This is a genomic window from Mycoplasma tracheobuteonis (assembly GCF_054456995.1).
This window is the reverse complement of the sequence record NZ_JBTKTG010000006.1, coordinates 1-25,731: the sequence shown is the minus strand read 5'-3', so window position 1 is coordinate 25,731 and position 25,731 is coordinate 1. Positions and strand designations below refer to the sequence as shown.

General features: G+C 29.3%; 17 protein-coding genes and 1 riboswitch. Of the genes, 15 read left to right on the top strand and 2 right to left on the bottom strand.

Going from position 1 to position 25,731, the window contains the following annotated elements:
- The first annotated feature begins 17 nt into the window (after positions 1 to 17).
- The 8 genes from ACX1M8_RS01885 to ACX1M8_RS01850 all read left to right on the top strand — a co-directional run bounded on the left by ACX1M8_RS01885 (position 18) and on the right by ACX1M8_RS01850 (position 11,188).
- Entirely contained in the window at positions 18 to 302 is a 285-nt protein-coding gene (locus tag ACX1M8_RS01885) for an antibiotic biosynthesis monooxygenase family protein (RefSeq protein ID WP_458616795.1), read from the top strand.
- A gap of 205 nt (positions 303 to 507) precedes the next feature.
- Complete coding sequence (locus ACX1M8_RS01880; protein WP_458836682.1) at positions 508 to 3,069, top strand: P68 family surface lipoprotein; 2,562 nt, start codon at positions 508 to 510, stop codon at positions 3,067 to 3,069.
- Positions 3,070 to 3,137: 68 nt separating this feature from the next.
- Entirely contained in the window at positions 3,138 to 4,574 is a 1,437-nt protein-coding gene (locus ACX1M8_RS01875; protein WP_458836681.1) for a thermonuclease family protein, read from the top strand.
- A gap of 98 nt (positions 4,575 to 4,672) precedes the next feature.
- A complete protein-coding gene (locus tag ACX1M8_RS01870) occupies positions 4,673 to 6,733 on the top strand; it encodes an ATP-binding cassette domain-containing protein (protein ID WP_458616801.1) in 2,061 nt (686 codons plus the stop codon).
- The gene (locus ACX1M8_RS01865) at positions 6,717 to 7,766 is read left to right on the top strand and encodes a carbohydrate ABC transporter permease (RefSeq protein WP_458616804.1); all 1,050 of its coding nucleotides are present in this window, start codon (positions 6,717 to 6,719) and stop codon (positions 7,764 to 7,766) included. Before ACX1M8_RS01870 ends, ACX1M8_RS01865 begins: the two co-directional genes overlap by 17 nt.
- Positions 7,711 to 8,748, top strand: a complete 1,038-nt coding sequence (locus ACX1M8_RS01860) for a carbohydrate ABC transporter permease (RefSeq protein WP_458836680.1) — start codon at positions 7,711 to 7,713, stop codon at positions 8,746 to 8,748. The genes ACX1M8_RS01865 and ACX1M8_RS01860 overlap by 56 nt, the downstream gene beginning before the upstream one ends.
- 3 nt (positions 8,749 to 8,751) lie before the next feature.
- The gene (locus ACX1M8_RS01855) at positions 8,752 to 9,027 is read left to right on the top strand and encodes a hypothetical protein (RefSeq protein WP_458616809.1); all 276 of its coding nucleotides are present in this window, start codon (positions 8,752 to 8,754) and stop codon (positions 9,025 to 9,027) included.
- 4 nt (positions 9,028 to 9,031) lie between these two features.
- Positions 9,032 to 11,188, top strand: a complete 2,157-nt coding sequence (locus ACX1M8_RS01850) for a coiled-coil domain-containing protein (RefSeq protein ID WP_458836679.1) — start codon at positions 9,032 to 9,034, stop codon at positions 11,186 to 11,188.
- A gap of 40 nt (positions 11,189 to 11,228) precedes the next feature.
- On the opposite strand, the gene ACX1M8_RS01845 is transcribed toward ACX1M8_RS01850, so the two are convergent.
- Together ACX1M8_RS01845 and ACX1M8_RS01840 are read right to left on the bottom strand one after the other, a co-directional pair.
- Positions 11,229 to 11,885 (bottom strand): chromate transporter, encoded by a 657-nt coding sequence (locus ACX1M8_RS01845; RefSeq protein WP_458797929.1) that lies wholly within the window; start codon positions 11,883 to 11,885, stop codon positions 11,229 to 11,231.
- Complete coding sequence (locus ACX1M8_RS01840; RefSeq protein ID WP_458834955.1) at positions 11,885 to 12,616, bottom strand: chromate transporter; 732 nt, start codon at positions 12,614 to 12,616, stop codon at positions 11,885 to 11,887. The genes ACX1M8_RS01845 and ACX1M8_RS01840 overlap by 1 nt, the downstream gene beginning before the upstream one ends.
- A gap of 420 nt (positions 12,617 to 13,036) precedes the next feature.
- Positions 13,037 to 13,204, top strand: a riboswitch (Lysine riboswitch).
- A gap of 90 nt (positions 13,205 to 13,294) precedes the next feature.
- Here ACX1M8_RS01840 and pepF point away from each other — a divergent pair.
- Genes pepF through ACX1M8_RS01805 form a run of 7 tightly spaced genes read left to right on the top strand, consistent with a single transcriptional unit; the run spans position 13,295 to position 25,481 of the window.
- Positions 13,295 to 15,136, top strand: a complete 1,842-nt coding sequence (gene pepF / locus ACX1M8_RS01835; RefSeq protein WP_458836678.1) for an oligoendopeptidase F — start codon at positions 13,295 to 13,297, stop codon at positions 15,134 to 15,136.
- Positions 15,137 to 15,145: 9 nt separating this feature from the next.
- Positions 15,146 to 19,057 (top strand): OppA family ABC transporter substrate-binding lipoprotein, encoded by a 3,912-nt coding sequence (locus tag ACX1M8_RS01830; protein WP_458836677.1) that lies wholly within the window; start codon positions 15,146 to 15,148, stop codon positions 19,055 to 19,057.
- 10 nt (positions 19,058 to 19,067) lie between these two features.
- Positions 19,068 to 20,240 carry an ABC transporter permease gene (locus ACX1M8_RS01825; RefSeq protein WP_458616822.1) on the top strand — a complete coding sequence of 391 codons (1,173 nt, stop codon included), beginning with the start codon at positions 19,068 to 19,070 and terminating at the stop codon, positions 20,238 to 20,240.
- Positions 20,240 to 21,568 (top strand): ABC transporter permease, encoded by a 1,329-nt coding sequence (locus ACX1M8_RS01820; RefSeq protein ID WP_458616824.1) that lies wholly within the window; start codon positions 20,240 to 20,242, stop codon positions 21,566 to 21,568. The genes ACX1M8_RS01825 and ACX1M8_RS01820 overlap by 1 nt, the downstream gene beginning before the upstream one ends.
- Before the next feature lie 11 nt (positions 21,569 to 21,579).
- Complete coding sequence (locus ACX1M8_RS01815; protein ID WP_458616827.1) at positions 21,580 to 22,632, top strand: ABC transporter ATP-binding protein; 1,053 nt, start codon at positions 21,580 to 21,582, stop codon at positions 22,630 to 22,632.
- Positions 22,625 to 25,015 carry an ATP-binding cassette domain-containing protein gene (locus ACX1M8_RS01810; RefSeq protein WP_458806977.1) on the top strand — a complete coding sequence of 797 codons (2,391 nt, stop codon included), beginning with the start codon at positions 22,625 to 22,627 and terminating at the stop codon, positions 25,013 to 25,015. Before ACX1M8_RS01815 ends, ACX1M8_RS01810 begins: the two co-directional genes overlap by 8 nt.
- The gene (locus ACX1M8_RS01805; protein WP_458797936.1) at positions 25,008 to 25,481 is read left to right on the top strand and encodes a DUF3899 domain-containing protein; all 474 of its coding nucleotides are present in this window, start codon (positions 25,008 to 25,010) and stop codon (positions 25,479 to 25,481) included. The genes ACX1M8_RS01810 and ACX1M8_RS01805 overlap by 8 nt, the downstream gene beginning before the upstream one ends.
- Positions 25,482 to 25,731 lie beyond the last annotated feature (250 nt).

Below are 25,731 nucleotides of genomic sequence, written 5' to 3'. Positions count from 1 at the left end.
ATTTAGGAGCATATAATATGATTTTTGCAAAAGCCACAAGATATATAATCAACCCTGAAAAAATGAAAGGTTTCATTGATTATTTATATATCTTAACTAAAAAAACAAGAATGAAAGAAGAAAATCTTTCTTTTGAATATGGTTTAGAAGCCGAAGATAAAGTGCTTGTTATCGAACGTTGAAGTTCTAAGCAATCATTCGAGGAGTTTAACCAATTAGAAGAATTTAAAAAAGAGTTTGGAACTATTAAAAAAATGTCTAAAACTGTCCAAACTGTCTATGAATTAGAACTCGCTAAATAATCGCTAGCGAGTTTTTTGTTTTTGATGTGAAAATGTGGAACAAAATGTGGAAATTAATTATTTAAATAATATAAAAAATAAATGCTCTATAATTAATTATAGAAATTGTAAATCGAGCTTCATTCAAAAATATTTATATCGCTCATATACATTTCTTAAAACATAATAAATAATATTTTTATATTATATTAAGGAGTTTAAATTTATGAATTTTAAATGAAAAAACTTATTATTAGGGGGTACTGGATTAGTTGCTGTTGCATCAGCAGCAGGTTTAACAGTAGCATGTAATAATGGTACATCAGGAACACAAGAAAAAGTTACAGTTGAAAAACTACCAGAATATATGGTTGATAAGAAAATGGGACAAATTACACTCATTAACCAAACATCAACTGAATATGAACGTGCTAATAACTCAGTAAAACAACCTACTAGTCAAGTTATTAAACCAGGGTTTGAACAAAACGTAAGATCACAAATCGTTGTTGCTCATACATTCTCTGAAACAGGATATCAAGGTAAAGCATTAGCTACAATAGCTGAAGTTTATAACAACGAAGTTAAAGCTATGAAAGCTGAATTAGAAAAATACAAAAAAGAACACCCAGAAGACAAAAACTCAATTGGGTTTAAAGCAACAAATAATATTTCAAGATATGCTAAAGAAATTAGTATAAGAAATATTGGTTCTGGTTATGGAGCTGGTTCTCAAAAAGTAAAAATGGACTTAGAAAGTGGAAACAAGAGCCAATTCTACGATATAGTATTCAACTATGCACCAGTTGCTTCAAACTTAGCTTCATACAATATGTTATTAAGCTTTAACGATAAAAGTTTTGCAGAATTAAATACAGATTTAACAGACTTTGCAACAGAATATGCAATTATCAATGCAGAAACACAATACATTGATAGACCATCATCATGAATTTTACCAGGGTTCAAATCTACAAACGTTTTAGCAATCAACGCACCTGTACTTAACTATGTTGTTAAAACATTTATGGATCTTGGTTCTACAATTGCTGATGATGATCAAGAAATGAAAGATTTTGTAGCTGAATTAGCTGAAAAAGGTAAAGAAGACTTAGAAGAAGTTAAAACATTATGAGGTGCACCAGTTTCAAACGCAAAAGAAATTGTGGCAAAATATGGAAACTTAAAATCATCAATGTTTAAGAATTACGATGAGTTAATTGACTTTGCAACAACAGCACAAAAACTTTTTGCTAACACTAAAGATGGTGCTCAATCAGATTTACATATTTTTGGTGTAGATAGCATTACTTCATTATATGAACAATCATTATTTGCTGAACTTGATGGTAATGTTTCTAAAATGATTCAAACAGTTGATACAAATGCAACAACAAAAAAAGTTACAGTTACATATGATATTTTAGGTCAAGCAGGTTCAGAAGCAAACGTTAAATCAAAAGCTATTTATGATAAAGTTTCTGAATCAGTTCAAGCTGGAGGAATGAAGTTATTCCCTGGTGGTCAATTCGCTTCAGGAGATCAATCAAAACATAAATTTGCATTCTCAATTGGTTCTACAGCCGGTTACAAACACAACTTTATTTCAGATAAGCAAAGAACAGAATACTCATGAAGATACGAAGGCAAAAAACTTGTATCTGAATTCATGTTTGAAGATGGAAAAAACACTAATTTCAAAAATATTGCAAAAAACAGCCAATATATAATGGTTATGAAAAAAACTCAATCTCCTACATTAGATGTTTCTCAAAGAATGGACTTTGGTGAAAAAGGTAAAAATGTTAAGGGATTATTTACATTTGGTACATACAATAACTCTATTTACACATACAATATTAAAGATTTAATGTCAACAGATAATCAAAACTTCTCACCTGATTCACATTCATTTATGTTCCTTTCTAAAGAAGTTCAAGATACATTTGTTAACGCAACAGCTAATGTTGATTTTACAAAATCATTAATATTAGTTCTACCATTATCAGATAATGAAAAATACAATACTGCTTTCATTGGTAAACTTGAATCAGTAGGTGCTATAGTTACAAAACTTGTTAATGTTGATGGAAAACAATCTCTTTTAGCATTATTCCAAAATACTGTAACACCTGGTGAAGAAGTAAATAAACAAGGGAAAAAAGTTGCTACAGCTATGTTAAGTGATACTTTCCTTCAAACAATGATGGATAAAGTTGGATATACAATGAAAGTTTATAAATCAACTCAATTCTTATCAGAAGATGAATTAATTTCTAAAGAAACTCCTGGAAAATGAACAGCAGCTAACACCAAAAATGTTATTTTCTCACAAGGACCATCAATCATTGGTATTAAATCAAATCAACAAGACAATAGAGCAACAAAAGCATTTATTAGTTGATTAATTAAAAGCGATAAAAAACAAGACAAATTTAATATTGGTTCTAAAGATTCTCCAATTCCAGGAACACCAAAAGAATACATTCAAAATGCAATGAGCTACATCATGCCTTATAATGGATTTGAAAAGCAAACTAATTTATCATTTATGGGAACAAATGCATATCTAAAAGTTGCTTTCAACTTATTCAAAAAAGCTGTTGACGCTGAAACAAAATCTCAATATATTGTTTATGAAGAACCAGGTTCACCTACAGCTGACCAATATAGAGCTGCTATAGAAGCTGCATGAGATGGATTACAAAAAACTGTTTCAAATGGTGAAAGTGCACAAACATTCACATCATTCGTAAACAACGTACAATCAAATAAACCTAATAACTAATTATTAGTTAATATAATTTGTTAGTTACTAACAAATTATATTTTTATATTTAAAATAAAGGGAGATATATGAAATTCAAAAAATTAATAACTGTGGGAGCTTTTGCTACTTCAGCAATAGCAATTCCATTGATGGCTGTATCATGCCAAAAAACATCTACAGAAGAATCATCAGTTGTTGTTCCTATACAATATGCATTTAATAATACACCTAATATTCATTTTTCTTCAGAAGATAACAATATTCCAACATATATTGTTAATTTCGAAAATAAAAATCCATTCGTTATAGAATACGAAGAAGAAGATACTGTTGATAATTACTTCCACGAAGCTAGAATCGAATCAGCAAATCTACTTTTTGGTGATGAACCTGAGGAATTTGAAAATGATCTTAGAAAATTGGGTGCTGAAATCGCTGAAAAAGTAAAAAATGATTTTACTTTAACTTATACAGAAAATGATAGTCAGTACAAATATCTACTTCCATATATTGAAAATTTTGGAGGAATCCCAAAAGAATTTAGAGTTATTGTTAAAAATTCTAATGGAAAAAATGTTCCTATAACATATGTATTAGATAGTGCTTCTCAAATGTTCGATCAATGACTTACAGGTATGAAGCTCGGAGTTAAGGGTCAAAGCAATCAAGATGCAGCTCTTAAATTAACAAATATCGACGTAGTAACAAGTTTTACTTATAAACCTTATATAAATGAAAATACCTTTATTAAAGGTGGCTTAAGTGTTGTTGTTGAAAATAAACAAAACAAAACAATAGACCCAATTTTAGAATCATATAACACAGAACCAAATGCTCAAACATTTAAGAAGATGAACATTGACTGAGCTAAAATGAACCCTAATACATATTTTGATGCAAAAATTACACTTACAAAAGATGGTGATACATTTGATGTAGCTGCTTCAGAAGACAAGAAAGGTTTAAATAACATCGGAAGCGTAAATCAATCTGATTCTTATACAATCAGATTATTAGGAATTGATACTCCTGAAAAAGCTGTTGGTGCAAAGGATAAGTTCGTTCAATCAGCACCTTTTGAATATGCATTCGCATTAATGCCAACTCACTTTGCTAAGAAATTGTGAGATACATATGGTCAAAATGTTCGTGTAGCTTATATTGAAGGTTTTGATGGTACAGGTGGTGGAAGAATAACAGCAGATGTTTTCTTTGGACCTGATTACCAATATTCATATAACGTTGAAGTTGTTCGTGCAGGATTCACATTGCCAATGTCAAAAGAAACAGTTACTGAAAATAACTATGATAATGATAAAAATTCATATGAAGGAAAAATTTATCCTCAATTAGCTATTGCAATGCATGATGCTATTGAAAATCACCGTGGATTCTTCCATTATTTTGAAAAACCTATCCAAGTTTCAAACTATATATACTTAATAAAACCAAATACTTCATACAAACCATTTGAAAAAATTTATGATAAAGAACAAAGCAAAGAAAAAACCGAATCTAACTAGTAAATAATGCTGAAAATCCAATTTTTGTAATAAAATATAATAAGTATTATTATATTTTGAATAAATAATTGTACTATTTATAAAATGAAAGGAAATTAATGAAAGAAAATAAAGAAAAAGTTAATGCTGACCAATTAGCTCGAATTGAAAAATATGTTTCTGAAATCGAAAATATTGATAAAGATTCAATTCCCGCTATTGAATTAAAGAATTTAAACATTGACTTTGGTGAAACACTAGCGGTTGATAATGTAAGTTTCCAAATTCCTGAAGGTAAACTTGTTACATTACTTGGACCATCTGGTTCTGGTAAAACAACAACACTTAATGCGATTGCTGGGTTATTAACGGTTACATCTGGAAAAATCTTATTCAAAGGTAAAGATGTTACAGATTTCACACCTCAAAAGAGAAAGATTGGATTCGTTTTCCAAAACTATGCTCTATATCCACACATGAGTGTTTATGCAAATATTGCATTCCCATTAAAAAACGATGCTGACTGACAAAGAAAATTCTATTTAAAGAAGGAAAAAGCTCGTAATGAAAAAAGCATTGTCTACCTAGAAAAACTAGGGGCAACTGCTTCTGAAATAGCTTCATTAAGAAAAGCATTCAACAACTGAATGATAATTTCTGAAGAAGCAGATCATAAAGTTGCTGAATTATATGCTAAATTAGTTGAAAAATACGAAAAAGCTCATACAGAATATAAAATAACATTAGTTCATGAGGATTCTGAAATATCTTTATTAACTAAGAATGTTATTAAAACAAATGCTAAAATTAAAAAAGATTCAAAACAAAAAATTCATGCAATTAAAGAGAAATTTATAAGTGATAAAGCTAACAATCTTTTACCTGCTGAATTAGTTTCTGCAGAAATCTTAAAAAATGTTGATAGAAAATTCACTAAATATGAAAGATTAGAAGCAAATGAAAGAGAAGAAAGAATCAAAGAAATTCAAGACTTCGTAAGTCAATTACTTCTAGTTGATTTCCAAAACATTGTATTACAAGACAGAATTAAAATTGTAAAACTTGAAGAAAAAGCTTTAAAAGTTCTTACAAGATACAAATATTTAACTAAACAAGATGAAATTATTTCAAGATATGATGTATTAAAGGCAGAAACTAAAGAAAAATACTTAAGTGAAAAATCTGAATTTAAGAACATTTTAAGAACAAATGAAGAATACAAGCAATTAGTACATGATGCTAAAACATTACCTATGATTGCTAGATCTCATTTTAAAAACCTATCAAATGAATTAATTACGAAATATAATTTAGTTGAAAAATTAAGAGAAGAAAAGAGAAATCCAAGTTCTGATTTCTTATCTGAAGAAGATAAAGCTCGTATCAAAGAATTATCAAAAGATGATATTAGTTTAAAACAAGCTATTCATAATGAAGTTATGGAAGTAGCTTCTCGTGTTGAAATAGTTCACATTCTTCAAAAGAAACCTACAAGACTTTCAGGGGGACAACAACAACGTGTATCTATCGCACGTGCAATTGTTAAAAAACCTGAAATATTATTAATGGACGAACCACTTTCAAACCTTGATGCTAAGTTGCGTATTTCAACACGTCAATGAATCAGAGAAATTCAACAATCACTTGGAATTACTACTGTATTCGTAACTCACGACCAAGAAGAAGCTATGTCTATTTCTGATATTATTATCTGTATGTCTATGGCTAAAGTGCAACAAATGGGTACACCACTTCAACTATATAATAAACCAAAGAACCAATTCGTTGCTAGATTCCTTGGAATGCCTGAAATGGGATTATTCTCATCTGAAGTAAAAGATGGAAAAATTAATATGGCTGGTGTTGAATTACCTCAAATAAAATTATCAGATAACAAAGATAATTTAACATTAAATATTGGAGTTCGTTCAGAAGACTTCATTATTAAAAATAAAGATGATAAATATTCATTCAAAGGTAAAGTAGTTGTGCAAGAAAACTTCGGAAAAGAAAGTAAACTTGTTGTTGATGTCGAAGGTACAGGAAGAGTTAACTTCTTACTAGACAATAACTATGACTTTTCTGTTGGCGATGATATTTTCTTTGATGTACCACTAAATAAACTTCATATTTTTGATGCATCTAGCGAAGAAAGACTTGCTTATGAAATTATTGGATAATAAATTACATTCAAAAATTCAAAGTAAATTCCCTTTTCTATTTAATTGATCTGTTAAAAAACAATCAAATAGAAAATCTACTTTATCTCACTCAATATTAGATGAAAGAACACCATTTTGAAAACCAATGTTGTTATTATTACCTGGTTTAATTCTTTTACTAATGTTCACAATTACACCAATGTTCTTAAATATAATAAGTTCATTTCAAACAAAAAGTGGAGATTTTACTGTAAATAACTATGTAAAAGTATTCTCAGATCCACGTTTTGCTGTTGGGGTTAGAAACTCATTTATTTATGGTATGTTTGTGCTACCTTTTGTTATGATGATTTCTTTAGTTATATCATCCGTTATAGCTAAACTATATCGTAAGTATGCAAAAGGTTTCTGACAAACAGTGTTCTTCATGCCTTATGTAACTAATGGGGTTGCTGTTTCTTTAGCATTCATCCAATTATTTGGTACATACGGTTTATTAAACAAAATGTTAGGTACACATGTTGCTTGATTAGAAACACAAGATCCTTATACATTCAATGCTTTAGTTGCTATGATTGTTAACGGGATTTGAAATGGTCTAGCATTCAACATATTAATCTTTACTACAGCTATGCTTGGTGTGGATAAAAACCTATATCGTTCAGCTTCAATTGACGGGACAAATGGTTTTAAACAATTCTTCACAATTACACTTCCATCAATTAAAAGTACAATTAACTTCCTAATCACATTAGGAATTATTGGTGGATTAAAAGTTTTCCCACTTGCATTATTTGAAAACAAACCTGTAAATGCATTTAACGCAGGAGGTGGTTCTCTAATGCTTTATGTTTACTTACAAACACAAAATGGAGACTTCCAATTAGCTGGGGCAGCATCAATTTCATTATTCATCATAGGGGTTACTTTCTCTTCAATGGTTAGAGGTGGATTCTTTATGGTGCAAACATCATTAAACAATTTAGGAGAAAGAAATGTTTGAGTTAAAGTTAAAGCTACGCAAGCGCTTAATGCAGAAAAAGCTTCGTAAGAACCAAGAAAGAGTTTCTTCACAAGTTACTGAAAAAAGTGCTACAAAAGTTGTAGCAATTAGCTGCCTTAAACTATTACTTTTAGTATTCTTCGGAGTAGTTATTCTATTCCCATTCTTCTATATGATTTCTATTTCATTTATGGATGATTCGCAAGCAGCATCATTAAAGTCAGAATTTAGAATGTTACCTTCATTTAAAGAAGGGATAACATATTATGCTGGTGAAAATGGTTCTGGAGGTTTACAGCTTGTATCATGAAAAGAAGTTGTAGCAAATACATATGATAGAGCTATGTCTTCAGGATATTGACAAGCTATGTTACTAACATTCCTTAATGTTATAGTATCAGTTACATTAAAAGTATTTATTACTTTCTTAATGGGTTATGCATTCTCATTAAGAAACTGAAGAGGAAAAGGTTTAGTATGATTCTTAGCCTTAGCCTTACTAGTTTTACCTGAAGTTGCTCTTCTTTCAGGACAATATTTAGTTGTTCTTAAAACAGATATGGCTGTGCAATATATGGGATTCCTATTTGCTATTGCATTACCATTCACTGCAAGTATTTTCAACACTGTTATGTATAAAAATGCTTTTGAAGCAATACCTGGTAGAATTAAAGAAGTTTCACTTGTTGATGGAGCTGGAGGGATTAAATACTTATTTAAAGTTGCATTCCCAATGGTAGTTCCAACAACATTAACAATCGTTATTCTTACTTCACTTGCTTCATGAAACTCATACTTATGACCATCAATCGTTTCAACAATTTCATCAGCAAAACTTGATGTTGTATCTGTATGACTATTCAAAGCAGGTATCGATCCAAACGACACTGACTCAGGTGCAAACGTAATGCAAAACGTTAAACTTGCAGCCAGCTTAATGGTTATCTTACCTATGTTTATTGTTTACTTAATCTTTAGAAAGAGAATTATGGCTGCTATTAGTAGACAAGGTTCTACAATTAAAGGATAGTTTATGAAAAATTACAAACGTAAAGTTATTACTTGAACCATTATTGCTGTTCTTGCGTTGATAGCAATTATTGGACTATCTATCTTAATTTCAACTATACAACCTATTCTAAATTTAAATGAAAAAGTTGGTTTAGATAAAACAATCATTGATTCATATCAATATATTAAAGCATATTCAATAGGAGGTTTAGCATTTGCATGTTTATTATTTGTAATGGGTAGCATAATTGCTTATTCAGGTATTAAATCATTAAACTACGTGCAAATGTTCTATTAATTATATGAAAAATAAATTCAAGAAATTACCATTATTCTTAGGTGCTTTTGGTGCTTTATCAGCTCTTCCATTAAGTGCTATTTCATGTATGTATAACGACAATCCAACTGTTGTTTATGCTCAAAAATTCATAGATAATAATGGATTTATTGTAAAAGATAGAATCGCTTCAACTAAGAAACCTAACCTAGTTCAATTTGAAAATGATTTATTTAATTCAAAGTTTTTAACATATACATTCACAAACTTTTATTTAGAACCACAAAGTATAGTTAAAGTAAACAATAAAAATTATGAAGTAACTGTTGATAATTTATATTCAGCAGATAATAAAAATAATCAATTAATTATTCAAGAAAGTAAAATAAACAAATTACCTTCAGAAGATGTAAAAAACGACATAAAAGAAAAAATTACTAAGCTAAATGCTTCATTAGCAGAATACTTCGAAAAGATTGCTAAAAATGATTCTGATGTTGAAAATATCCCTAGCGGATTCAGAACATTACAAGGATTGATAGATGCAACTTACATGCCTAGAGCAACTTTTACTGCTTTAAAATTCATAGTTTATGATGAAAATGGTCAACCTGTTAAGTTTTTTAATGAGGAAAAACAAAAATGAGAAGATAAAGTTGATAATGATGCAAAAAGATTAGTTTCTGTTCTTGTTAATGATCTTAAAAATGTTTTTTCATACACATGGTTAGACACTGTGCATTATAAAGACCAAATCGTAACAGAACAAGATGTTAAAGAAGTAGTAGAAAACTTCTTAAAAAATACTCCTTATTATTCAGCTTACATAGATAACATGAATGATCCTAAAGATAAAAAAGGCGACAATCATGTATTAAAATGAGATGAACCTACACATTCAGCTGTGTTTAATTTCCAACAAATTATTAAATACTACAATGCAATTCCTACTGAAAATATGCAATCATTCCAAAAAGCATTTTTTGGTTCATTAGATAATCTTGCTTTTGGTGAGGTGTCTAAAAATCCTATTAAATACTTTAAAGATATTTTCAAACAAATGTCTACTAGATTTAATAATTATGCAGTCAATGTTGGTGCATTGCCGGTAAATGGTATTTCTCTTGGTTTCGCACCTGAAAACTTAATTTACGGAGTAAACCCAAGCAGTGGTCAATCTTCAGATAAATTCACTGTTTTCAATCCTGTTGTTGATGATAAAAATAACCCTATCACAGATAAAACTATTTTAACTCAACAAGAACAAATTAATTTCTTATCTAACCCATATCTATATTTCTGAACTCATACATATCAATTATTCTTTGAAACAAGAAACAAAGCTTATAATAATTTATTATCAGCAAAAGAAACACTTAGAGATGTTTTAGATGGAAAAGTTATAGAAACCACTGAGGCTGAAGCAAGAGAAGAAGTTCAAACATATGAAGATGAAATTCGTGAATTTGATACACTAATCAATGATATTAAAACAAAATCACAACCTGCTATAGAATTATTCAATAAGATTCAAAAAATTAATAATAATGCAGAAAAAACAGATGATGATATTAAAAAGTTAGAAACATATACTCAACAATTAAATGAACAAATTACACTATTAAAAGGAAATGATGATATAAAATCATCACAAATAACTGGTGGATTTTTAGATAATGATTTAATTAAGTCAGATATTGCTGCTGTGTTTGAAATCTTATATAAAAATGTTTCTGAATCTGTAACAACTGTATATTCTTTAGCTTCATTATATGCGCAAGCATTATTTGCTAACGGACTTTACAATGTTCAAATTATTAAAGGTACAAATCAAAACTTATCTCAAGATATATCTAATTTAATCACTAATAAAAAAGAAGAGTTAAAAGCATTAGAACAAAAACATGATACCTCAGCTATTGAAAAAATCAAAGCTGAAATCAATAATTTAGAATCATATGCTGCAAATAGTTTTTACTGAATTGAATTCAAGGCTGGAAATCAAGCCTACATGTTTGATGTTTTCAAAAGTTATTTATCATACCAAAGCAATACATCATTCCCTACATTTATGGGGCAATCAGCTAAAGAAGCATATAATATAGATAATGCATTTGAAACTCAATTACCTTCTGGTTATGTTGTTGATGATCTTTATAAAAATGTTACATACTTCAAGTAAGATAAAAAATAAAGTACACATGTTAAATGTGTACTTTTCTTTACCCCGCATAAGGAGCAAATAATAAGATTGAAATAATTATATTTACAACAATAATTACAAATAATGAAACTTTCTTTTTAGCTAAGAAATATGATCCTATAATCCCTACTGGAACATATATCTTTAATAAGATATTTTTATATCCTGTAAAGTAATTATGTTCAGCTATTCCTGTATATCCCTTAGTTGATGAGTTAAAGTAATATTCAGGCACTAATATAGATATTAGAAGAGAAATAGCTAGTGATATCATAATACCAGCAACAATTGGTTTCATAACAATTAACATATTTGCAACATATGAATTTGTTTTAAATTTCTTTACATATTTCATGGTAATAACCATAACGACAATAGCTGGTAGGCAGAATACTAAATAAGTAACAAACATAGCTAAATATCCTCATCATTCACCATTTGCTACTACATACCCTGTAAAGAAAGCAAATTTAGTAGATACAACTCCAGGAGTGGTATTAGCTACTGTAAAAATACTATTAATAGCTTCTTCATCTAATGATTTTACACCAAATGTAGAATGCATAAGATTTCATAATCATTGGAAGATAGGCATAAAAACTTGCCCACCACCAAATACTGAAAGAGATATAAATATAATTAATGGAATACATACTAAAAATCCAATAATAGGCATTATTTATCCTCCTTAGTTTTAGCTTCATTTTCTTCTGTAGAACAATTAATGTTATTTTCAATATCAGCTTCTTCTAATTGTTCTTTAGATATTTCACAAATCTTGTATTTTTCTTCTTTTTGTTTTTCAACTGATATAGGCTTATCCTTTTTACGCATTATTAGGTATCAAATACTATAAACAGCTATAACTAACACAATAGCAACTACAGGTAAGTTATATGGTGCAGGTATAAATAATGAATATCCTGCTGAAAATAAGAAGATAACTATTCATAATGGTGTAGCCATAGTTTTATGTGCTTGTTTTGCATATCTTACCCCAAAGTTAATTAAGAAAGCAATAATTGCTACTAATACACCAACTGAAATAATTTTAAGTCAGTCTTGAGGAACATATTTTGTTAGCACTACTAAGAATGCAAATGCTAATAATACGTGAGGTAATATAGCAAGTAATGTTAAAATAGTTCCCTTAACTTTTCCAAGTAATGTAATAGCGATATAAGATAAAGTTTGAATAACTGAAGCTCCAGGCAACATATTAGTTACAATCACGATATCGTCAAATTCTTCTTCAGTTAGTCATTTTTTCTTCATAACTGCTTCTCTTTGGATTACTGGCATTAGTGCATTTCCACCACCAAAACCAATAATAGTAACTTTTAAGATAAAAAGAAATACTTCTCAAAAGCTAGCTTTACTATCTTTTTTTACTTTTATTTTTTTCATAAACATCCTTCCCTCCCATTATTCTACCATATAGTATAAGTGCTTTAATTTTAACTTTATCTCTATTTCATAGCATTAAAGGAAAAAATAATACTTAGACGTAAGAAAAAAATAAAAATTTCACTAAATTTTTGTAAAAAAGCTTAAATAGAAATGCTCATTAAATTTTAATAAGACTATATTATAAGGATATAAGTCAAAATGTGGAACAAATGTGGAACAAATTAATTTTTCTTTATTAATAATTTGCATGTGTGCTATAATAAACGCATGAAAAAAGAAAGAAATGTGATTACAACTAATATTATTATTACCTTCATCCGTCGTCACTGACATAATATGATGAATGTGTTTTAGTTGTATCTGTTTTTTGGCTAAATTTAATAACAGATTCAACCTAGAAATCTGTTATTGCTAAGAATAAACTATAGAGGAGCTTTTAATAAGAGTAAATATTTTAGCGGGCACGCGATGATAAATATTGAAAGGATATAAAAGCCGAAGCATTGAAGGTGGCAACCTGATTGTTGGTAGAAAAGCATAAAAGATTTCTACTCTTTGTTTAATAACATTGGTGCTATAGATTTACAAATTCCATAATAAAAGTAATTTTGTTTAGGGTTTTGTAGGTTTGTAGCCTACAAAACTTTCTTTTTCTCATGTTTATTAAGGAGAAATATGGCAGCTAAACAATACAGAAAATATTCAGACGTACCATCAAAATATCGCTGGGATTTAGAAGATATTTTACAAGGTAAAACTTTAGAACAATGGATTGATCAATATAAAGAAATATATAAAAACAGAATAAAAAATAAAGATACTAAATACGATAACATAGATGCATACTTACAAGATTTAATCGAATCAGAAAAGCAAACTATAATAAGTTATAAAATTGATAACTATTTATCAAACAACCATAACATTAATATAGTTGATCCTAAATTTAAGCAGTTAATACAGGAATGAGAATTCTTAAATCAACAATTAGATGAGGAATATGGTTCAGAAACTAATCGTTTCTTCGCACACATTGAACAAATGAAGGAATGAAAGAAAGATCCAAGATTAGTTTTATATAAAAGAGGAATTGAAGACTTAATTGAACAATATTCACACAAACTTAGCGACGAAGTAGAGGAATATATCATTAAATCTTCTTTAGGAGAACCAGATCCTCATAACATTTTTTCAATCATAACAAATAGCGAACTTGATTATGGATACATTAATTTATCTGATAAAAAGAAAGTTAAACTTAATCCAACAAATAGAGTGACATTTTCTAAATCAGATAACAAAGAAGTAAGAAAACAAGCTTATCATAATTTTTGAAATGCTTACTACCAACATAGACAATCTCTTGCAGAAACACTATATCAACAATTTAAATCTATTACAGTAGAAGCAAAAATCAGAAAATATGATTCAGCTGTTGCAATGCTAACAAGTAGCGACAAGGTTAGTGATGCAATTCTTCAAAAATTATTTAATCAAGTTTCAGACAGAAGTGTAATTTTTAATAAATATAAGAAAGCCTACAAAAAGTTTTACCAAGCTAAATTCCATGATATGATGCAAAAATGGGATGGTGCTAGAGAATTAGTAGATGTAAAATCTGAATATAGTGTAGAAGAAGCTAAAGATATTGTGGCTAATGCTATTAAGCCTTTTGGTCAAGAATATATAGCTGAAGTAGAAAAAGCCTTTAATCAAGGATGAATTGACTTCATGCCTGTAGACAATAAGCGTAGTGGGGCTTATAGTATCGGTGGAACATATGATATAGATAAAAAGTACATACTAATGAACTTTGATGGTAGATTAGATAGTATTGAAACACTAGCGCACGAATTAGGACACTCAATGCATTCATACTTTTCTTCTAAATATCAACCATTAGTAAACTCACAATATCCTATATTTTTAGCTGAAATAGCTTCAATCTTTAATGAACTAATGTTATTTGATTACTTACTAAAGACATCAAATGATGATAAATTAAAATTTAAAATACTAAGCAATATGATTTCAGGATTTGCTGGTACAGTTCTAACGCAAGTTGAATGAGCAAATTATGAATACGACTTATATAATGCAATAGCTTCTGGAAATGCATCTGGAAGTTATGAAACAATATCTGATATATACTTTAAAAATTCTTTAAAATATAAGAGTGATAAGAAAAAAACATACAAATACAATGCAAAAGAAAATCTAAAAGCAATTTATGTACCTCATTTCTACTATGGATTTTACGTTTACAAGTATGCTATAGGGCAATTAGTTGCAAACTTCTTTTTTGCTAAATATCAAAAAGAAGGTGCAAGTGCATTGCAAAATTACATTGATAACTTCTTAAAAGCAGGATGTAGCGATTATCCGATTGAAATTTTAAGAAATGTTGGTGTTAATTTAGAAAGTGACGAATTCTATAAATTAGGATTTGATTATGTAGAAGACTTAACTCAACAATGAATTAAGCTTGGAAATAAGATTTTCAAAATTAAAAAATAAGGAGGAAGCATGAAAAGAAAATATTTATTATTATCTTCGATTTCCGTCATACCTTTAGCAGCAACGGTAATGCTTGCTTCTAGTTGTGCGACAAAATCGTCAGCAGCTATTAAACCAAGCGATATTAAAAATGATAATCAACTTGCTGAATATCAAGATATCGTTAAAAAGAATGATACATTAGCTAAAGAACAATGGAATATTTATTCTGAGCTAAATAATAAAAAATCAAGCTTGCTACAAGAGCTAGAAGTTTATGCAGTTAAAGTAAAAGATTTAGAAAATAATAACCTTAACAATGAATATAATCTTCAAATTGTAAAAGCTCAAGAAATGTATTATCAACTAGCTGCTGGAAAAACATCTTTTCCAAAATTAAGTGAACAAATTCAACAGTTACCTTCTAATTCTTTAAATGATGAAATTAAAAACTTTTTAAAGAACCTTGAAAGCAAAGAAAAATTTATAATCCCTGAAATAAGTGCAGAAGAAGGTGTGACATACGATACTATAAATGTTTCATTTAAAAAAGCTACAGCTGAATTATCAGGAGCACAAGATTTAATTAAACAAAATAAAATAGCTATCGAAAATATTGAAATAGAGTTAAAAGCTACAACTGATAAATATAATGCTCTGCCTGATGGTGAAGAAAAAGATAAGCTTAAAGCCAAAATTGAGAGTCTTCAAAATCGCATTACAGAAAGACAAACAACTAAGGTAACAGAAATTAATAACAAAATCGCTGCAGCTGAAGCAAAATTAGAAAAAGCAAAGAAATTTTTAGGATATGCTGAAGCTGCTATGTTAAAAATTTCATTTGCTAATGATAGCCAAGGTAGACAAGCTGAATTAGATAAACTAAAGTCTGACGAAAATAAGATTAATGAATCTATAAATGCTATTAATGCAAAACTTGTTATTGCGAATAATGAATTAGTGGCTAAAAAACAAGAAACTGATGCAGAAATTGCTAAATTTAGTGCTAATTTACAAGAGGCATACAACAAATATACAAAGTATGCAGATTTAGTAAAAGATGCTGAAACAAACATTTATATCTATCAAATGGATGCATTAGACAAAACTTACAATGATAAATTACAAGGTACTCAAGGATATTTATCATTAGAACAAGTTAAAAAGATTATTAGTCCTGATTACACATTTAGTAATAGTCCAGTGGGTGATAAAATAGCTAAAACCAGAGTTTACCAAAGATCATTTAACTCTTCATTTTCTCTTTCATCATATCCAGCTGATTTCTCGGCTTCATATGGAGGAAGAGTTGCTTCTTCAACTATTGATAGTACTACACTAAGTTTTGTTTCACTTGAAACTTTAGGTAGACCAATAATTAAAAATACTGAAGAAACAATTATTGATGAAAATGGAGTTACACAGAAAAAAACTCAAGCAATTCTTTCACCTGAAATTCAAAGATATAAACTTGAATTAGCAGATGCTATTTATGTTTATGTTGATAATGGAAAAGTGGATGAAAAAGGTCAAAAAGTCTATGACATACATGTTTTCGATAGTGATGATGCTGGTTTAGTACCTGTCGGTGATAACCCTGATGGAACTTATAGAAATACTGTTGTAAAAAGAACTTCATCAAATCCTCGTTCAATTAACTCTAAAGAATTTATGGATTTAGTTTCTGGTAATAATGTTGTTAAATTCTCATTTAGAATTAGACCGGGACAATTCTGAGTTAATGCTCAAGGTCAAAGAACTCAATATCCTATAATTTCAGAAGATTTCTATACATCTATTGTTAGAACAATGATGAATGATACAAAATATAGAAATTCAAATGGTGGAAGCAAATATATTGATGAAGAAGTTAGAAAATTACTAATATCTCCTGATAAAGCATTTGTTCCAGATGCTCAATTCCCTAACCAATATTTATACAAAATGTATAACGTTAACTGAGATCAAATGCTTGATAAGGATAAAACTGTTGTTCAAGCTCCTAACCCAGAAAATAAAGATGTTAAGGATGATTTATTTGTTATTGGAAAATACGATAATGCAAAAACAGACTTTATGCAATTGCTAGAAACTATCTCAATTAACTACGATTTTGTGCCTGCTCCTTCAACATATATTAAGGATATGACACTAAATAATACTGAAGATATTTACTCACAAGTGCTAGCGACAAAAAATGATACTACATTATATAACACAATTGTCAAAGCTGTCAAATCTGCTTCAGGTCAAGCAAGAGAAAGTGGTATTTACTGATATGGATTTAATCCACAAACTACATTATTTGCTGGTAAATACTATGCAAAACCATATGATTCAGAAACTTTCTCATTATCACAATATCTAAATCCATATTACTTTGACACAACTTATACTGGTTCAAATCAAACATTATTAAAATTAACAACTGCATATCAACAATCACCAATTGATCCAGAAACATATAGTAATCAAACTTACTATAAATACTTATCTGGAGGTATTGCTGAATATCCATTTGATAGTTTAACTAAAAATAACAAACAAGCTGCCTTAAAAGATCCTAAAGCATACGGGTTATCATATCAACAAATATTAGCAAAAGATTCATTGCTAAAAGCCTTTATGTGAAGATTTATGCCTCAAGCATCTAAAAAAGCCTATATGAGTGATGCGTTTGCATATACAATGTATGGAACTTCTGTTAAAGAATTAATGGAGGGAACAGCTAAAAATACTGTCCCTTATACAACGCTAGGAATTGGGGGAGAATTTAGAAATATCATTTCATCTGCTATTTCTTGAGCTTCATTTGCAAATCAACTTTCTCCAAATAACCCTTCATATCCTTGAATTTCAGCATTTGCACCAGATGCAAACCTAAAACCGAATGATGATGTTGATGATAAATCTCTAGACACAAATAGTTTAAGACCAAATCACGATATTATTAATGGTACCTTTGTTGTTGATTCAGCTACAGGTCAACGTGTTGTATTTGATAAGATTAATTCCACATTCCTAAAACCTTCAGATACTCAAAACTTAAACGTAACAGCTCAAGATGCTTCAAAATCAATTGTTTATGAACAAATGAAGGAAAGAATGAAAGCTCTACTTGATAAAGTGTATGAAGCACACCCAGAACTTGTTGGAACTAAAGTTTCTATGGACATAATGTGATCATATACAAACATTACTCAAGCTAGAAAACAAGGTTATAAAGACTATGTAGCAGCAATAAATGGATTAGATAGTAGACTTGATTTCAGAGTTGTAGAGTTTGAAGCTCAAAAAAGAGATGAATGATTTAGCTATTGATTACAAGATACAACACCATTTACAAGAGCTTCTTGAGGATATGACTACGATGGTCTAGGATCAGGAATAACAGGATATGCTAGCAGAACAGGTTTAGCTGTTCTAATGATTACAGCACTTGTAAATCAAGAGTATGCTGATAAATTAAAAATTGCTTATCCTCAGTTATATAAAGCAACACAAGCTTTTGCAAAATACATCCAACAACCTACACAAATGCTTTCAGTTTCTATGGAAGATATAGCTAATTTAACTACAGCTGAATTAAATAAAATGGATTCTTGATTAGGTAAGAAGAAATATGAAACTCAAGCTAACGGAGAAAAAGCTTTCGTTGATTTAAAAGAAAATGAAGCAGTAAACTTTACAAAATTAAGCGACTTAAACGCTAAATTCTGATTAGAATATACAACTACTAAAGATATAACTAAAAAAGATCTTTTAGACTTAGCACAAGAGATTTCGAATATAGTTGGAGCTATCCCTGATATGTTCTACCTAACAGCTTCAAAATCTCCTTTTGCTAAAAGAATTACTAACCCTAACTACATTATACCTGTGACATATAACGGATTTGATGATGTAACTAACTACAGAGTAGTAAAAGAAGACAATAAATAGAAAGGAAACTATGTGAAAATATATACTTAAGCGTATTGGGTTTGCAATCGTAACATTGATTGCTATCACGATGGTTGTGTACTTACTTGTAGCACAATTCTCAGATAACCCATTTGCACAAAAAGCTATGCAAGAACAGAATTCGGCTAGTTCTTCTGGTACTTCGATAGCTAACCAACTTCGCCAACTGTATGATAAATCCGTACAGTATCACTTAATTCCTAATAATTTAAATTATGAAGATGTAAAGAACACATGAATGACTATAAAACTAAACCCATTCATTCGTTTCGGATATTGAATACAAAATTTATTTACAAATCATGCTAACCCATTTGGATTGCCTTATGATGAAACAATTTTCCAACAAACAAATACATCTTCTATTTCAGAGTACTTCTTTAAATACCTTAAATACTCAATTATAATTACACTTCCAGCCTTTGTAATTGCAGCTATTTTAGGAATTACTCTAGGAATTTTCGCAGGTTACAAAAGAGGAACAGTATTTGATGCAGGAATCAACTTCTTTGCTTTAATCTTTATTGCTCTTCCATCATTCGTTATAGCGCCTATCTTAATTTCAATTCTTTTCTCAGCTAATATTCCACCACACTTTATTAACTTTAACAATGAAACAGAAGTTGAAGCCTATGGTGTAGGTAAAATGATTGTTTCTTGATTACCACCTATCGCTATTATTGTGCTAGGTTCATTATCAGGATATATCACATATACACGTAACCAAGTTATTACAGTTCTTACTTCAAATTACATTTTAATCGCTAAATCTAAAGGTCTTTCTAAGAGAGAAATTTTCTTCAAATATGTTTTAAGAAACATTTCAATCCCATTAGCAGCTATCTTAATTCCGTCATATATTGGACTTCTTAGTGGTGGGATTGTTATCGAAACATACTGAAATGTACCCGGAACATCACAAGTTATTGCTCAAGCCTTCCCAAGAGGTGAAATTAACATTATTATGTTCTCTACAGTATTCTTCACATTATTAAGCTTATTAACAACTATAGTTGTTGACGTATCATTTGCTATTTTAGATCCAAGAATTAAATATACAGCAGCTTCTCCATATAGTTACACAAAATTCTATTTTGCATGAAGAGATAGAAACAAACAATTTAAAATGAATGAAATTACATCGAAAGGAGCAAAATTCTAATGAATGCTAAAGAATTTGAGAAAAAATATAATTTATCTTTAAATCAACTTAGAAGTAGTGTTAAACAATTTGCTCCTAAAGAAGAATCATTATTAAATAATATTGCAGGTAAACCTAAAAAGTTATTAGTAGAAATCTTTAAGCGTTTCTTCACAAGTTGAGTTTCTGTTGTTGCCTTAATTGTCTTTATTGCAATTTTAGTTATGTCTATTGTAGTTACTGCTGTAGCACAATATTCTTCAACTGAGCCGATATCTCGGACAGTGCCAATTTACCTTCCTGATGGTAAAGTTTTACAAACTTCTTCTCCAGATGTACAAAACTTACCACCAATGTTTTCACCTTGATATTCATCAGAAAACATTCCTAACTTTGACAAAATTACAAGAGAATGAGCGAATAAGGATTATTTTGGTGGTGTCTTATGAAATAGATTCATGTTCTTTGGCGTAGATAACCCTGCTAACGCAGTTAAAATAGTGCAAATTAATGAAGACATGCAAAGCGTTAATGTAGATGCTTATGCCTTCTTAAAAGCGCGTAATATTGCAATTGCTCTTGAAAATTCAGGACTTGCTAAAAATGCACCAGTAGATCAAGTTAATGCTATGATTGATAAAATTATAGCTATCAACCCTCAGTTAAACTTATCAACATATTTAGGAACAAATAAAGATGGTATCGATATTTGAACCTTATCATGAGTTGGAACTTGACAAGCTATTAGATTAGCTATCATTGTAGCAACTATTCAAACAGTTATAGGTGTAGCAATTGGAGCTTACTTAGGATTCCATGTAGGATCATGAATTGATACAGTTATCATGCGTCTAATTGATATCTTTGTGGCGCCTCCTACACTTATTTGATTATTAATCTTTGCTTCTACATTCGGTACAACAGACCTAACACTAGGTATCGCCTTAGTATTCATTGGTTGAGTTGGATCTGTAGGAAGCACTAGAATGTTTATTATTACAGTTAAAGATCAAGAATACATTACAGCTTCAAAATCAGTTGGAGCTTCAAAAGCTAGATTAATTTACAAACATGCACTTCCAGCAATTATTGGAAAAATCTCAACAAGCTATGTTGCCTCAATTCCAGGAATCATTATGTCTGTATCATCACTTGCATTCCTTGGTTTCTTCAAATCAGATCAAGCTAACCTAGGTTCAATTCTTTCAAGTGCTGCTGCTCAAGCCGGAGATAATGCCTTTATTCTTGTGCTACCAGCTATGATTCTATTATTAATTTCAGTTTCACTTCACTTTGTGGCTTTAGGAGTACACGATGCTCTTGATCCAAAAGTTATTAAAACAAGATAGGAGAAAATATTATGGAACAAAAAGAAAGACTGTTAACAGTTGAAAACTTAAAAGTCTCATTTAAATTAAGACGTAATAAATTCATTACTATCGTTCGTGGTGTTAATCTTGAAATTAATAAAGGTGAAATTATCGGTATTGTAGGTGAATCTGGTTCAGGTAAGTCAGTTACTTCTAAATCATTATTAAATATTAATGATAATGCTTTTACTACAGCTGATAAAATGGAAATTGATGGAATTGACTTAATGCAAAGCAAAAAAGATTCTTTCTGAGAAAAGATAAGAGGGCACAAAATTGGATATATTCCTCAAGATCCTCTTACTTCACTTAATCCAACAAGAAAAATTGGAAAACAACTTCTTGATGCCTTAAACAAAAATGAAGATTGAAAAGGCAAGGAAAATATCGAAAAGAAACATTACTTAATTAATTTACTAAAACAATTCGGTATTAGAAATGCTGAACAAGTCTTTAATATGTATCCACACACACTTTCTGGTGGGATGAAACAAAGAGTTGTTATTACTATGGTAGTTGCTCTTAAACCTAGTTTAATCATTGCTGATGAACCAACAACTGCCTTAGATCCTACTGTTCAAGCCTCTGTGCTAGCGCTATTTGAACAAATTAGACAAGAATTTCAAATTACAATCATCCTTATTAGTCACAACATTTCCGTTGTTGCTAAATTCTGTGATTACATTTATGTAATGTATGCAGGGAAAATCGTAGAACGTGGAAGCAAGAAAGATATCTTTACAGACCCACGTCACCCTTATACTTGAGCTTTAATTTCAGCTATCCCCGAAAACAAAGAAGATAGATTATATTCTATTAATGGTACTCCCCCAGATATGAATAATCTACCATTAGGTGATGCCTTTGCGCCAAGAAACGAATATGCCTTGGAAATAGACTTTTTAAAGGAACCACCACTATTTGAAGTATCAGAAAACCATTATGCAGCAACTTGGTTATTACACCCAGATGCACCTAAAGTAACATTATCAAAAGAATTACAATCAAGACTAGACAGCTTTAAGAAGGTATTTAATGAATAATAAAAAAACAATTTTGGAAATAATTAATTTAAAGAAATATTTTGTTAATAAAAATGCAGTTAATAAAGCTGTAGATAATGTTTCTTTTGATGTTAAAGAAGGTGAAATTATAGGACTTATTGGTGAATCTGGATCAGGTAAAACAACTATTGGTCGTTCACTTTTAAGACTATATGATGACTATAATGGTTTCGTTCGTTTAGATGGAAAAATCATTTCAGGTAAAAGAATATCACGTAAACGTAAAAAGTTTATGCACAAGAATATTCAAATGATTTTCCAAGATCCTATGGCTTCTTTAAATGGTCAAAATACTATTTATAGTATTTTAAAAGAACCACTTATTGTAAATGGAATCATAAAGAATAAACGTAAAGATATCAGTTCAGATTGAAATAAAGTTAAAAGCAACTTTAGATTTACATTTATTGAAAATGCTTTACAATATCAACTAAAAAGTCTTCTTATATCAAATAAATTACATGAACCATTTATTGCTAAATGAGAAAAATTAGGAAATGAAATTACATTTGATATAGCAAATAATTTAGATGATCAGTTCAACTCATATTTTGCTTATTTAGAAGAAAGAACTAAAATCAATTCAATTGTAATTAATAACCTTTATAAAAATATTGAAGAACTTATTGCTTTATACGAAAGCAAGCAAGCTGATTTCAGAAATAAGAAAATTGATTTTGATGAAGTTGAACTTGAAGAAGCTAGAAATAAATATAAACATGAAAAAGAACTATTTTGATTTACTCAAAAATTCTATGATTTAAAAAATCAATACAATGACGAAAAATTAGTTTATGAAGAAGATAAAACTAATTACAAAGATACAGCTAAAATTTCAAAAACATCTATTCAAAACTTCCTTGCTGAAGTTAAAAATGAATATCGTATGCACCACAATGATGCTTTATCTACAACATTTTTAGATTTATTCTTCCATGAGTACAAGCTATATTTAATTAATCATCGTTTATATAAGGAACTTAAAGCAAATTACTCGCAACTTAAATTTCTTTCATTCGAAGATTTATTAAAAATGTCTGATGAATTTAGAAAATATTCTCAAGAATTCTATGCTGAAAAATTAAACATTAATACAAGTAAAAAAGAATCAATTAAAGAACTTAAAAAGATTGTAAAAAATGAATATGACTTTGATTTAAGTTCATACATTCAACAATCTACTAAATTGGAAAAAGAACTTAAAACAAAATATTTAGCATCTAAAAAAGCTGAAAGATCAACACAAAGAAAAATGATTAAAGAAGCTTTTAAATATGCACCAGATTACTACCAAAACAGAATGCAAGCTAAAGCTGAATTAGCCCGTGCTCAAGCTTTATTTGATACAGAAGCTAAAAAATATGTTGTATCATATCGTGAAAGAATTTTAAAATTACAAGAAGAAATCGCTAAAGCAAGTGAAGTTGATAAAGAACTACGTGCTAGAGATAAAAAAGTTTTTGCACAATTTATGCAAAATAATGAAAACTTCATGAAATTCTTTGCTAAAGATGTTATTGCACCATTATCAAAAGCTAAAAAGAATTCTAAAGAATATAAGAAATATTTACAACGTCAAATTGACCTTAAAGTATATAAAACAAATGTAGAAGATAGACTTAATGGTATTGCTTCATTCAAAATTGAATACAAATACCTAAATAAAAACTTATATAGTGTTTACTTATTAATGGGTATTACACGTAAAGATCAAAAATACAAGAAGATGGGTAAACTAGGTAAATTTATTACAACACTAGGTCAACCATTAAGAATGAAACGTATTTCAGATCTATATACACAATCTATTATTTATAAAGCGTTAGAAGATGTAGGTTTACTAAAACAATTCGCTTATCGTTATCCTCATGAATTTTCAGGAGGTCAAAGACAAAGAATTGTTATTGCTCGTGCCTTAATCACAGAACCAAAAGTAATTGTAGCCGATGAACCAATCGCTTCACTTGATATTTCAATTCAAGCTCAAGTTGTAAACCTTCTAAAAGATTTATGTAAGAAAAAGAACATTGGAATGGTATTTATTGCTCACGACCTTTCTATGATTGAATATATAGCTGATAGAGTGCAAATTATGCACCTTGGTAAAATTGTTGAATCAGGTAAAACTGAAGCAATTTACGCAAATCCAGTTCACCCTTACACAATAAACTTATTTAAAGCTATTCCTAAAATTTCAAATGCTAACGAAAAATTCCAAGATGTTAAATTTGAACTTTCATATCTTGATGAACAAATGTTCCCTAATATTGCTATGCAATATGAAGTAGAAGATGATTTACATTATGTTTATGGAACAAGTTCACAAGTTGGAAAATGATTAGCGAAGACTAAAGATGAATAAAACTACCTATAGAATAGGATTAAAACTTAAAAGTGAATTTTCAAGCTTGCGCTTCTACCTTATAAATTTAGCTTTCTTAATTCTTTATTTTGCTATTGTAATTCCCTATTACATAATAAATAAAGATCAATGAAATCACAATAAAGCTATAGATGCATTTTCAGTGCCAGCATTTGTGACATTCTTTATCTCAATTATTGCTATAGCACTTAAATTAGGATTTCTAGAAAGAACTCTTAGCAAATTAAGATTATCTATAGATAATCTATCTGATGCTAAAGAGCAAAAACAACTAAAGAAAATGCCTAATGAAGATAAAAGAATTTATTTAGAAAAGAAAAGAATAGAAAAGCAAAAGAAAGAGGAATATGCTTTAGCGCACCCTAAAACAAAATTCCCATTTGTATTTGCATCTATTATCTATCTAATTCTCTCTATAGCTTTTATAATAGTTGTATATGCTTAATTAGCCAGCAACAAAAGTTGCTGACTTTTTATTTGCTTTTGTAGCTATGCTATAGGCTAAAAAGTAAATAAAAAAGCACGGATTGCGCTTAATTATATATCGAACTTAATATTATGATGCATATAGAAGATGCTAATAAATTTAGGCACTATGAAGTAGATTTTAAAGTTACAAATTGGTAATAGACCGAATGTTTAAAAATTAAAAAGATGACATTCCACTAAAGTTAAAGTGGAGCTGTCATCTTTTT